The sequence below is a fragment of the Clostridium sp. NSJ-145 genome, from assembly GCF_021044725.1.
GTDB classification, from domain to species: Bacteria; Bacillota; Clostridia; order Clostridiales; family Clostridiaceae; genus Clostridium; species Clostridium disporicum_B.
The window spans coordinates 117992-132088 of record NZ_JAJNOS010000011.1 but is presented as its reverse complement, the minus strand read 5'-3'; the positions used below and the strand labels follow the sequence as shown (position 1 = coordinate 132088).

Genomic DNA, 14097 nt, shown 5'->3' with positions numbered 1-14097 from the left:
ATTACCTCTACCTTTACAAAAACTCTCTTTTATAGTATTTTATTCTTTAATTTATCGAAATACTTTGAATTTAAATCTATCTTTGTATATTCTTTCAATGATATAAGTTCTTCTATTATTGGCTTAATCTTATCAAACTCTAAATCATTAACTAATCTTATATAATTTAAATCCTTTATCCACTCATAAGTACCTACCACTTTATGATCTAATGATTTTGTTACAATACATGGAGTTTTAGTAATAGCTGCAAAAACCATCCCATGTAATCTATCTGTAATTACTAATTTTGATGACATAAATTTATTAAACATATCATTTACTTCATCAATACGTTCTTGCCCTTTTAATGATTTCTTAACCACAGTATCATAATTAAATACTTCAGTATAACTTTCATTCAATTTTGAAATAAATATACTCTTTTTATTTCCTAATATGCTTTCTTTATCACTTCTCAAACATGTCATAATAAATTTTCTTTCCATACTTTTCATATCTAACATACCGTTTAAATATAAAACTATATCTGGATTTAAAATAATATTTTTAATATCAAATTCATTTTTCATTATTTCATAGGATCTTTTCTCCCTTGCAATTAAAGTCAAATCCTTATGTTTATTATAAGTTTCTTTTGTTTCTTGTAATTCTTTATCACCTTCTATATCATTACTGAAACTTATTGTTTGTGTCATTGATATTATTTTATTTTTAGGAAATAAGTTTATAATTGCTCTTCTGTCTTGTTCTTCAACAGGATATAGGTTTCCCATATTTCCTCCACCATGAAGAATTATAATATCATCATCATTAATAACTTGTTTAATTGCTTTAATATACTTATATGTATCTTCCCTATAAATTTCAATTATATCGAACTCATTAAATTTATCTTTTAAATATTTAAGAGTTGCTAATGCTATAGCTTGATCTCCAATATTACCATGACTAGGAAGTAACATATATATTATTTTCTTTTTATCCTTATATTCTTTAAATAGATTCTTATATTTTACTCCTTTAAATATTTTTATTTTTTGAGTATTTTTTTCTCCTAATATACTTTTTATTATTCTTTTATCCATAATAATCTCCTAAACAATACAATTTTTTTAACAATCACATCTTCAAACTACTTCACATTTGATTATAATAATTGTATTGGTATACCTATTAAAATATTGCTATATCAAATTTGATTTATTTTCCTTCTTAATGCTAATTTTATTTATTTTTACTCTAATTTACATTTAATATAAATCTTTATGTCTATTTTTTTGAATCTTTTGGAATAAATTTGGACTTACTAAAAATAATATATTTATCAACTTTCTTTTAAGCATAAACTTATTATTTTCACATAATTTCTTAAATACTACATAGTATTTTTTTCTAATCTCTTTTAAAATCTCTTTATTATTTTCAATATTACTTTTTACTCTAAAATAATATATCTTTAAATTTAATTCATATTTAATTAAAATTTCTTTATATATCTCTTTATTTCTATTTTCAAAATAACAAAGTTGTTCCTCTAATGCTTCCAGGTAATGTAATCTTCTTTTATTGAATTTAGAGTTCATTATACTTCCATCAACTTGTCTATAATAATACATTTCACTCTCGCAAAATACTATTTTTTTTGATTTATCAAATAACTTATAAGTCGTAAATTCATCTTCGTGTATTTTTGCTATTGGAAATCTTATGTCATTAAATAAATTTGATTTGTATAATTTATTCCATGCAACTACACATTGAACATTCATATCTCCAATTGATAGTAATTTATATAATGCTTCTTCTGAATTACTTATATTAAAAATTCTATTTGTATTATTTTCTTCATTCTCTTCTAAAAAATCATTATAAAATTTTTTAAATTTACACTGTACTATATCTGCATTATTTTCTTGTGCTAATTTAAACATCGTTTCATACATATTATTATTTATGTAATCATCACTATCTACAAATCCGATATAATCTCCTTTTGCCATTTCTAAACCTGCATTCCTTGCTGCGCTTAGTCCACTATTTTTCTGATAAATAACTTTAATTCTTTCGTCAATCTTTTTATATTTATTACAGATTTCTCCTGATGAATCAGTGGAACCATCATTTACTAATATTAATTCAAAATCTTTAAAAGTCTGTCCCAAAATTGAGATAATACATTTTTCTAAGTATTTTTCAACGTTATATACAGGTACAATTACACTTATTTTGCACATCTTCCTACTCCTTGTGTTAAAAATACAAAACTAATTATTTTCCTTTCCTAATTTGCCATAATCTTATATACAAATTAGGAAATGTTTTTATCATTTTAAATTGTATTTTAAATTTATTACTTACTTCTTTAGATATATGCCTAATAGAAATACTCTTCAACAATTGTATTATTTTCTCATACTCTTTTTCATATATTTCTTTACCATTAATCTTTAAAATTGCATGTATTACATCCATACATGCTATAACAAGATGTAAATTTGCAACTTTCATATAGTCATTAGAATGACTTATTACCTCGCTTCTTGCTAACTCTGCTGATAAAACTATATCAAAGTTTTTTTGGGAGAATTTTGATTGTGTAGCAGATTTTTCTCTCTTTATACAATAATATTTAGGAGTAAAATCTCGATAAAAATAATTACATTTTAATAAGGCCATTATACAAAACAGTCTATCCTCAGCTATTGAAAGCGAAGTATTAAATCTAACATCATTAACTATTTCCCTTTTCCATAACTTATCCCAAACTACTCCCCCTATATCATTTGATAATATAAGAGCTTGATTAATCGCTTGATCTTTATCCAATTTTATAGGCTTATTTCCTTCTTTATATACGTGTTTACTACCATCTAAGAAAATTTCACTTACCCCACATGCAACTACATCTGCATTAGTCTTTCTCATATTTTCAATCATAGAACTATACATATCAAAAGAAATTACATCATCTGGATCAACAAAGCCTATAAAATTACCAGTAGCAATGTTTAATCCAGCATTTCTTGCTGCCGATACACCTTGATTTTTTTGATGAATAACCTTAATACGATTATCTTCCTTAATCCATTTATTACATATTTCACCACTCTGATCAGTTGACCCATCATTTATTAATATTATCTCTAGATTACTATATTTTTGTCTTACTACACTATCTAAACATCTATCTAAATATTCCTCAACGTTGTAAACAGGAATTATTACAGAAATTAAATCCTTCATAGTTTTCTCCTCATTTAAAGTTTAATATTCGAGTTTTAAATATTTGAATCTATCTATTATTGCCTTTATTCCATCTTTTTTTAAAATTCTAATTCCACTTTTTGCAAACCCAAATGGCAATAATAAAAATTGGTTTAATAATTGTATTCTACTAATTTTTAAATCCTCTGCCATTTGAGAAAAACTCCTGTTTTTCTGTTTTGCGACTTCAATAAATGTTTTAAACAGTCTAGGTCTATTTAACGCTCCAAATAACTCTAAAGACTGTTTAATATAATAACAATACCCATTATAATTTTTAACATGTCCATTAATTTCATTCAATCCAGTCTTTGTTAATCCATCATCTAAATACTCGAATATATATATAACTTCATTAAACCATCTTAACTTATATCCATCACCATATATGGAATTCCAACAAACATCTTCTGTAACAAAAAACTCTCCTTCAAATTCTGGAAATAAATACTGTTTTAAAACTTCAACTTTAAAAACTTCTGCTTTTTCTCCAGTTAGATTGTATTTTTCTCTTGAAAAACAATCTGTATCTATGTATCCATCTTTATTTATTTTAGGAGTTCCTCCACTTACTACACCATTTTGGTATGCTTTTAATCCTGCTATTCCGGCTAATTTTTCATCTGATTTTTCTATGGTTTCTATCCATTTACAAACTATCTCTATAGCATTGTCAGTCAAATAATCATCACTATCAACAATAAAAAAATACTCACCCTTAGCTTCAAAAAAACCTTTATTTAATGCTCTATGTTTTCCACCATGATTTTGTTTCATATATCTTATAGAAAAATTATTTTCCTTTTTAATCCACAGATTAACCAACTCGTCAGTTTGATCACTTGATTCATCATCTATAATTAACCATTCGAAGTCTTTATTGGTTTGTTTCTTTAATGATTCATAAAGTTTCTCTAATAAATGTTTCCTATTATATGTTGCTGTAAAAACTGTTATTTTACACATTTAGCATTTTTCTCCTTTATGTTTCCTAATTTTTTAATAAACAAATTAACTAATTCACCTCGCTGAATAGCTTTAATAACTCTATATGACTTTCTATATATAAAACAAAATACGTCTCCAATTATATTCGGAAAATTGTTTCTTATCTTAACTTCTACCTTATGTATTTTTTTATTATCCTCATCATTCCAAGATGCATCATACCAATGTATAGATATTGTATTCTCACTATTAGTCATACTAGCATTTTTATAATTGTACGGACTTAAAATCTCACTAGAAAATATCTTGACATTTTGAACCATCTGTGTTTCGTTATTTTTTTTATATCCTATTTTTTCAAAGTAGTTAGTAGAATAATATGTACATGGAGTTAAATTCAATTCACCATTGCCTTTATAAAATGAAATATTTTCATAAATATCTCTTAAATCTTTAACAATACTACTATGTTTTTCTGCTCCAAATCCTAATCCTGTATTAACATTTAAGTCTTGAGATTCTACTCCAAAATATGCATGTAAGTTTATCAAAGAATCTAATGGCTTTACTAATTCTACATCTGTATCTAAATAGATTCCTCCATTATTATATACAACATCTAATCTTACATAATCCGTTACAAATGCCCACTTTTTCTCTTTATAAGCATCTTTTACATACTGATTTTTTATATTGTAATTATCTTCATTCCATTCGATTATTTCATAATCAGGACAATATAGTTTCCAGCTTTCTAAACACTTGTAAAAAAGTTCATTTTTTTCTCCCCTACCAAACCAACAATAATGTATTATTTTAGGTATACTCATCTTTTTTCTCCTCTTGAAAAAAATTTCCACATTTCACTTACTTTATCTAAAATCAAACTTTTCTATTTTAAATTTAATAATTCTACATAATATTTCTCTAATTTCTTAGCTTGATATTTTAAATCATATTCTTCATATATATAATTGTTACAAACAACACTTTCTATTTCTCTACAATTTTTCAATATTTTATCTGCCCATATTTCTACACTATCATCTAAAGAAACAAATTCCACATTTCCTAAAATATTAACACTCTTTGTAATAGCATTAGAAACTACAGCTGGTAACCCATTTACTTGCGATTCTACCATAACAAAAGGAAAACCTTCATAAAAAGATGTTAAGACAAAGGTATCCATCATATGATAATACTTTTCAGGATTACTTACTTTTCCTGCAAATATTACATTTTCTTCTATCCTATTTTTTATAGCACATTTTTTTAAACTCTCTTCTAGGCTTCCTTCTCCAATAATTATTAACTTAGCTAAACTATTTTTATTTTGAATTTCAGCAAAAATTTTCAATAAAAATTCTTGATTTTTCTGGATTTCTAATCGCCCTATGTTTCCTATAACAACTTCATTATTGCTGATATCATATTTTTTTCTCATCTCATTTCTAATATTTTCATTAAAAATAAATTTATTGACCTCAATAGCATTATTAATAATTGCATACTTACTACTTTTTATAAATTTATCAGTATACTTACTTTCTCCAGCAATATCAGAACATGCAAACCCAAAATCAACAATTCTAGATAAATATTTTTTTGATACATTCCTTATAATTTCATCAGTAAATGTATTTTTTGGCATTCCAGGATTATGTGAATGTGAAATAACTTTAGTTCCTTTCACTAAATTTCCTGCTATTGCTCCTTTAAAAATTCCAATAAAAGAACAAGAATGACAGTGTATTATATCATATTTATTATTTCTCAATATTTTAATTACTTTCTTTATTGTATATAAGAAATTTAAGTATTTATTGTCCATATTTGATTTGCATATATATACTTTACTTCCTGCAGCAATTACTTCATCGTAAAAATCCATTTTTCTATCATCGTATATTACAAAATCAACCTGAAATTTTTCTTTATCTATATTTCTAAAGAAATTCATTACAAAAATTTCATTTCCTCCAACCCCTAAACTTCCAACTGATTGAAGCACCCTTATTTTTTTCATATATTATTCATCACCTACTAAATAAATTTAAGTTAAGATAAGTTACATATTTATAATTATTTATTAATAGTCGCTAAAAATTTTTAGTTTTAACTTATTTAATGAATTTCAATAAATGCATAATGTAGAAAACCTATTATAATTTATTCTCATAAATTATATAAAATTTAATTTTTTTCATTATTGCTTAATATTTTCTTTTCATTAAAAAAATATAGAACACTAATTAATGCAAATCCAAATAAAAAATTAGTTCCCACTGAAAGAAGCATATCTTCATTTACTCCCCATAGTGCAATAACTACTGCTACAATGACGAAATTATATTTTTCCTTTTTTATAAAGTAATAAATAAGTATTATTGAAACTATACAAAAAATAAATGTCATGAAATATCCCCAATCTTGTAGTAACCACATAAAGCCAGAATCCAAATTAAAATATCCATTCTCACCAATATTTAACTTAGAGTAATCTACATTTCCTCCCCAAAATGATGTTCCTAAATGTTTTAGCGAGTATGCTGCTAAAGTTAGTCTACTCGAAGTTGCTCTATCTAAAAAAAGTATAACGTTATAAATTTGTTCACCAATTTTTTTGGGTAATAATTTGCCTATATACGGTATTTGTCCACCTAATTCAATACATTTTGCAAAATACACATTAATAAACAGAATAATTGGGTATATAAATGTAAGTAGTTTCGATTTATATACCCTTATAAACTTTTTACTTTTCACTACTAAAAGTAATATAACAGTAGCTATCATACCAATTTTTGCTGAACCACTATCCGTATATAAACTAAGGATTAAAAATGCTATAAATATCGTTGCAATATCTGCCCACTTCATTTTATTATCCTTCATACAAACATATAGTAATATAACCATTCCTCCATGCAATGCTGCACCATTAATGTGCATATATCCACCAGTTAGTATTGCTATTATGAAAAAGAATAATTTACTATAAAAAAAGTATTTTATTATTTCATCAATATCTTCATATAAATAGCAAATCATTGTTAATATTCCTATAGCTAATCTTGTGTCTGTATGATGAAAATAGAAAATAACACCTATTATCAAAGCTAAGGATACTACAAGTAAATCTGAGTACTTCCTTTCTTTAAATTTACCTTTAAAATCAAGTACTACTTTTACTCCTCCTATTGCTATACATATAACTAATATAAGTTTTTGTTTTTCAAATTTCACTGAACCATTTAATGTGTAAAATCCATTTAATAGAAATGTATAAAGCATCATCAATATAGTCCCTAATTTTTTAAAATCTTTTTCTATTAAATTACTTTTTATCTCTCCTAAAACTTTTTCTGTAAGAATCCTTTCCTTCATTATAAGCTCCTTATTTTTAAATATTTCTGTTATAGTTGCTTTATTAATTAGTTACGTATATACAAATACTTATTCTACATAAATATTTCTAAGTTGCTCTGCTTCTGTAATAATATCATATCCTGCTTCTCTTAATCTAATAATCGCCTCTATTGATGTCTGTTTTCTTGACTCCACTTTACCTCTACTTAATATGTTTTTTGCCCATTCAATCTCACTATTCGATAATTTTAAATATTGCACCAAATTCTTGCATATACCAGCTTCCATCGGAATTTTATCTGAAGCTAAACAAGGTAATCCAGATGCTTGAGCTTCTATTAGTGCAAGTCCTAACCCTTCAAATTTTGATGGAAAAACAAAAAAATCCATTGCTTGTAATAATCTGTCTACATCAGTTCTTCTTAATAATATTTTAACATTATCTTCTAACTCATATTTTCTAATTAATTCTTTAATATTAGCTGGTATTTCTATATCTCCAGATATGCATAATAATTGAACATTAATTTTATTCTTCAAACAACTAACTATTTGAAACAATTTATCATGATTCTTTTGATTATTAAAATACCCCACATGTCCTATTGTGTATATATCGTTTATTCCTAACTCTACACGAACTTCTTTTCTGATATTTTCATCAAATTCATATTTTTTTAAATCTAGCGCATTATTTAAAACTAGGAACTTTTCTTGATTCTTAAATAGCCACTCCCCAGCTTCACTCGAACAAGCAAGAGCTAAAGTGTATGTTCTCTTTAATATTGGCCATAATAACTTATTTAACATTTCGTGCTCACATGATATATTATGGCAATGTACTATTCTTTTAGGAATTTTGTTTATATATGCTGGTAATGTTTCAAATGCCATAGTTGAGCTATTTCCATGAATATGAACAACATCAAATTTTTCACTTTTCATTATCTTATATAAATCATACATATAGCTTATAACTCTATCATTTCTTCTTAATTTAATTATCTTAATTCCATCTTTCAAAAAACTATCCTCATAATTTTTTTCAATTCTAGAATTTACAACTAACGTTATTTCCATACCATTTCTGTTCATATTGTTTATATAATTTACTATAACTGAGCTCATTCCCCCCATTTCAAATGGGACATTATTTATTATTAAAATTTTTTTCATCTTTAACTCCATTCTATAATTTTACACCTGAAAATTATTATGTAACTAAATCAATACTGATAATCCAAAACAAATAATAACTAATTTCTTGATCTTAATGTATTATGAACATAAATTTATTCAATAAATATTTCAATAACTACTTTGATTAATTCAACATTTTTAGCTTTTATTTTTATAAATATTAATAAAAAACATTACATTTCCTATAACATATCTTTTAAAAAGTCGTCTAGGTTCTAAGTATAATCTGTATAGCCACTCTAACTTAAGTTTTCTTAAAAACATCGGTGCTCTTGATACTTTCCCAGATAAAAAATCTAAAATAGCTCCTCCAGCAATTATTATTTTTACATTTTTCAATTTTTCCTTATTTTCATTTATCCACTTCTCTTGTAGCGGAGCTCCCATACCTATAATAAGTAGCTCAGCTTTTGAGGTGTTTATATCATCGATTATAAATTTATTTTCCTCTTTATTTATAAATCCATTTCTTTCTCCGGAAATAATTATATCACTATATTTTTTTTGAAGATTCTCTTTTGCTTTCGTAGAAATCCCCTGTTCCCCACCTAACAAATAGATACCCTTATTATTTTTTATAGCTATTTCTATAATCTTAGGTATTAAATCTGTTCCATTCATATTTTCTTTTTCACTAATTTTCTTAAATTTTAATCCTAACTTTACACCTATACCATCATTCAATACTAAATCAGACTCGTTTAATATCTTTTTATATTCTAAATCTTTAACTGATAAATTATAGTAATGTGCATTTAAGAACAAAATAGTCTTTGCTCTCTCTTCATTTTCATAATAATACTGATTACAAAGAGTTAAAACTTCATTAGTGTTTAATATATCAATGTTTATACCATAAAAATTTGTTTTATTCATTTGTATTTCACCATCCTAAAACATATTTTCTCACAATAATTAATAAGCATTTTTATCTCCAAATAATACAAAAAACGTCTTGCTAATCAATTTTACATCTAACCATAAGCTTCTCTCTTTTACATACTTAATATCCAATTTCATCCACTCTTCGAATCCTATCTTATTTCTGCCCATTACTTGCCAATAACATGTTAAACCTGGCTTTACTTCTAACCTCTCTAACATCCATGGTTCAAGTTCAGCAACCTCATTTGGTAAACTTGGACGTGGTCCTACCAGACTCATATCACCTTTTAACACATTTATTAACTGAGCTAACTCATCAATACTGGTTTTTCTTATAAATTTACCTACTTTAGTTATTCTAGGATCATCTTTAATTTTAAACATTGGTCCAGACATTTCATTTTGCTCTTCGAGCTTCTTTTTAAGTTCTTCAGCATTTACCACCATAGATCTAAGCTTATACATCTTAAACTCTTTTCCTTTCAGACCTACTCGTATTTGTGAAAAAACAATTGGACCTTTAGACTCTAATTTTATCAACATTCCAACTATTAATAATATAGGGCTTGCTAAAATTAATCCTATCAAAGATCCAATTATATCGATTGCTCTTTTAAAAAACCTATATACATTTTTTTCTTTTTTTATAACAACTTCAACATCTTTTTTTATTGCTAAATTGTTCATTTTCCCCAACCACCTATATATTATTTTACTTTTACAAAATAAAAACCACTATTTATCAAATAGGGGTTTGTTACAACTTATTCCTTTAAATCTTTCTAAAATCACTTTTTATACTTTTAAAACATTCATTATTAAATTAAATATTATTTCGTACAAACATTATATCATAAACGTAAATTTCATAGAACCTCTAATTTTTATCTTAATCTTCATATTCTTACTTTTTTTAGATATTTATAAATCTAATTTTGTCATTTTTTTCTATTTTCTATAGCTATTTCGGATTATTATTCCATCATAAGTATTTTTTTTATGACTTTTCTACTATTTTTTAAATTAAATTCAATCTTCTTTTCTGTATATTGCAATATTTGTCGATTTTTTTTTAGCTTTTATGTAAAAAAACAAGGATACGATATACACTTTTATCTATCCTTGTCAAAATTTTAAATTTCTTTATTTAATTGTACTAATTCCTAAATTATAAAGAATATTATCACTTATTAATCTATTACTTCCTAATACACATACTTCATTAATACTATCCCTATTATTAATCAATATATCTCTAATAGGAGCTTCTGTACTATTTGTATTGCTTAATAATACAAATGAATGACTTCTTGTAGCTAAAGCTGATGATGATAAGGCATCTGGAAAATCTAATCCTGATGCTATATATATATTAGTATTATTTAATTCTGATTCGAATCTATTAAAGACATTTGCGTTAGTAATATATCTATTACTACCTCCTAACCTCTCTGCATTAGGTAACTGTTTTGCCACACTGTCTGATACAACTCCAGTTCCTCCAACAACATAACTCTTATTTACACCATTATTTTTTATATAATTACTAACATCTGATGGTAGACTATTAGTCTCAGTTAATAAAATCGGCATTCCTTTCATAGCCGCTACTGCTGAAATTGATAATCCATCAGCAAACCCAAGGCCATATGCTATTGCCACTTCTCCTGTTGTAGATCCTAATTCATTAGCAACTAAAACTGAAGTATTATACCTATTTTTCCCTCCAAGTCTCTTACTTGATATACCTATATTTGAAAGCTCATCTTCTAATGATGATGGTATAATTCCTGTTCCTCCAACAATATAAACTTTACTAACACCTTTTTCAATTAAGATATTTTTTAATTCTGGCTGATTACTTAAACTAGTATTTTTAACTAATAGTATTGGTGCATCAAATTTACCTGCTAAAGGTGCTGCAGATAATGCATCTGGATAATCTTGCCCTGTTACTAATATAGCTGTATCAGCTGCTTGCCACCCTCTTCTAAACAATTCATATGAAGTCTCATATCTAGTTTGTCCATATATTCTTGTTGCAGTTAATTGTTTTCCTGGATTAAGTTCTACGTTTTTTGCTAAATACGCTACTATTCCATCGGTTATAGCATTGATAATAGAATTTTGATAACTTTCTTCTTTCATTCTTGCGGCCTCTGCAGCATTTGTAACAAACCCATTCTCAACAAGTATTGCAGGCATTGTAGTTCGATTTGTCACATAATATGTGTCGTACTTTAATCCTCTATTAGTTGCTCCTGTATTTGATATAAGTCTATTATGTACTTCATTTCCTAAAGGTATATCCATTTCTTTACTATAAAAAGTTTCTATACCATTAGCACTAGTACTAGCTGCAGCATTACTATGTAACGATACAAAAGCATCTGGATTCGCAGCATTTGCCATTGATGCTGTATCTTTAAAGTCCACATATATATCAGACTCTCTATTCATTACAACTTCTATTCCCTTACTTTTTAAATTATCTCTTATTTTTAACCCTATATTTAAATTGTAGTTTTTTTCCACTATCCCATTAGCAGATGCTCCTGGATCTTTTCCTCCATGTCCAATATCTATAAAAACAACATAATGATCTCTATTTACAATTGATGCTCTATTTGCATATTTAGCTATATCAGGATTTTCAACATATATCTCTAACACGTGATACATTTCACTTTCTTCAACTATTAAGAAAGTTGTTCCTTCTCCTATAGCATTTATATTCTTTTCATCAAAACTTATAATCCCTTCATCATAAGTCATTAATTCAACTTCACCGTTTACTTCTGGTAAAATATCAGTTAATTCTATTACATCCCCTACCCCTAATACTCTACCATTTTCAAATATTATATTTTCTTGCCCATACTGATTTATAATATTTTCTAGCTTCTTTTCAGTTTCTATTGATGAACTTAACTCCCCTGCATTTGCAGTTATATTTGGAACAATATATGAACTCAACATCAACGAAACTAAAGTAACTGCTAAAATCTTCTTTATCTTATTTAATCCTTTCACTTCTACCCCTCCACATTTTATATTACAGTCAAGTTAATTATATTACATTATTCCCTCTTATTAAACAGCAAATTATTGTGTTTTCCATTTAAATTTAACAAAAAATTTAAGAGGAACAATTCTGCCCCTCTTAAATAAATCTTTTATTTATTAATCATATATACATCTAATATCTTTAAACTTTTTCACTGACAAAACTATCCTGCTTGCGCAGTAAATTATAACTTAATTACTAGATTACCTTTTACTTCATAATCAGCTAATTATTCATCTTAGCTTAAAACGACTAATTATATCCTTTTGGATTATTGCTTTGCCATCTCCAAGAATCTTCACACATTTCCTTAATTCCTCTTTTAGCAGTCCATCCTAATTCTTCATTAGCTAACTTTGGATCTGCATAGCAAGTTGCTATATCTCCTGGTCTTCTATCTACTATTTCATATGGTATTTCTCTACCTGATGCTTCTGCGAAAGCTTTAACAACATCAAGTACTGAATATCCATTTCCTGTTCCAAGATTATAAGTTACAAGTCCTGGATTAGTTTTTAATTTTTCAAGAGCCTTAACATGTCCTTGAGCTAAGTCAACAACATGAATATAATCTCTTACACCTGTTCCATCATGAGTTGGATAGTCATTTCCAAATACTCTTAATTGTTTTAATTCTCCAACTGCAACCTTTGTTATATACGGCATTAAGTTGTTCGGAATTCCATTTGGGTCTTCCCCTATAGTTCCACTCTTATGAGCTCCTACTGGATTGAAGTATCTTAAAATAGCTACATTTAATGTTGCATCTGCTTTTGCGATATCTCTTAGCATATCTTCTATCATAAGCTTAGTTCTTCCATATGGATTTGTTGCTGAAAGTGGAGAATCTTCTGTTATCGGAACAATTTTTGCATCTCCGTAAACTGTTGCAGAAGAACTAAATACAAAGTTCTTACAATTATGCTTTCTCATAAGTCTTAACATTACTAATGCACTAGTTATATTATTGTAATAATACTCAAGTGGTTTTTCTACAGATTCGCCCACTGCCTTAAACGCTGCAAAGTGAATTACTGAATCTATATCATTTTCTAAAAATACTTTCTCTGCTTCTTCTTCGTTAGTTAAATCTACATTATAAAACTTAGTAGTTTTCCCTGTTATCTTTTCTATTCTATCTTTTACCAATTCCTTACTATTACTTAAATCATCAGCTATTACAACATCAAAACCTGCATTTAAAAGTTCTACAGTTGTATGACTTCCTATGTACCCCATTCCTCCAGATACTAAAACTGCCATTTCTAATACCTCCACATATTTTATTTTCACTATCATTATATACTAATATCATCTAATGTAAAATAACAGTTTTGCCATTATTTATAAATATATTG

Annotated in this window: 12 protein-coding genes; all 12 read right to left on the bottom strand. The window is 26.5% G+C overall.

Going from position 1 to position 14097, the window contains the following annotated elements; all coding sequences use genetic code 11:
• Positions 1-29: 29 nt before the first annotated feature.
• Positions 30-1088 (bottom strand): polysaccharide pyruvyl transferase family protein, encoded by a 1059-nt coding sequence (locus LQE93_RS11275; RefSeq protein ID WP_231073703.1) that lies wholly within the window; start codon positions 1086-1088, stop codon positions 30-32.
• A gap of 165 nt (positions 1089-1253) precedes the next feature.
• Entirely contained in the window at positions 1254-2237 is a 984-nt protein-coding gene (locus tag LQE93_RS11270) for a glycosyltransferase family 2 protein (protein ID WP_231073701.1), read from the bottom strand.
• 34 nt (positions 2238-2271) lie between these two features.
• Positions 2272-3246, bottom strand: coding sequence for a glycosyltransferase family 2 protein (locus LQE93_RS11265; RefSeq protein ID WP_231073700.1), 975 nt, complete (start codon positions 3244-3246; stop codon positions 2272-2274).
• Positions 3247-3267: 21 nt separating this feature from the next.
• Entirely contained in the window at positions 3268-4233 is a 966-nt protein-coding gene (locus tag LQE93_RS11260) for a glycosyltransferase family 2 protein (protein WP_231073698.1), read from the bottom strand.
• Positions 4221-5075, bottom strand: coding sequence for a glycosyltransferase family 32 protein (locus LQE93_RS11255; protein WP_331000423.1), 855 nt, complete (start codon positions 5073-5075; stop codon positions 4221-4223). The genes LQE93_RS11260 and LQE93_RS11255 overlap by 13 nt, the downstream gene beginning before the upstream one ends.
• A gap of 32 nt (positions 5076-5107) precedes the next feature.
• On the bottom strand, positions 5108-6244 hold the full coding sequence (locus LQE93_RS11250) for a glycosyltransferase (RefSeq protein ID WP_231073694.1): 1137 nt from the start codon (positions 6242-6244) through the stop codon (positions 5108-5110).
• Between the two features lie 167 nt (positions 6245-6411).
• On the bottom strand, positions 6412-7605 hold the full coding sequence (locus tag LQE93_RS11245; protein ID WP_231073692.1) for a hypothetical protein: 1194 nt from the start codon (positions 7603-7605) through the stop codon (positions 6412-6414).
• Positions 7606-7674: 69 nt separating this feature from the next.
• Complete coding sequence (locus tag LQE93_RS11240; RefSeq protein ID WP_231073691.1) at positions 7675-8763, bottom strand: glycosyltransferase; 1089 nt, start codon at positions 8761-8763, stop codon at positions 7675-7677.
• A gap of 162 nt (positions 8764-8925) precedes the next feature.
• The gene (locus LQE93_RS11235; RefSeq protein ID WP_231073689.1) at positions 8926-9663 is read right to left on the bottom strand and encodes a WecB/TagA/CpsF family glycosyltransferase; all 738 of its coding nucleotides are present in this window, start codon (positions 9661-9663) and stop codon (positions 8926-8928) included.
• A gap of 39 nt (positions 9664-9702) precedes the next feature.
• Complete coding sequence (locus LQE93_RS11230; protein WP_231073687.1) at positions 9703-10359, bottom strand: sugar transferase; 657 nt, start codon at positions 10357-10359, stop codon at positions 9703-9705.
• A gap of 456 nt (positions 10360-10815) precedes the next feature.
• Entirely contained in the window at positions 10816-12705 is a 1890-nt protein-coding gene (locus LQE93_RS11225) for a cell wall-binding repeat-containing protein (RefSeq protein ID WP_231073685.1), read from the bottom strand.
• A 286-nt stretch (positions 12706-12991) separates the two neighbouring features.
• A complete protein-coding gene (galE, locus tag LQE93_RS11220; protein WP_231073683.1) occupies positions 12992-14002 on the bottom strand; it encodes a UDP-glucose 4-epimerase GalE in 1011 nt (336 codons plus the stop codon).
• Positions 14003-14097: the final 95 nt, after the last annotated feature.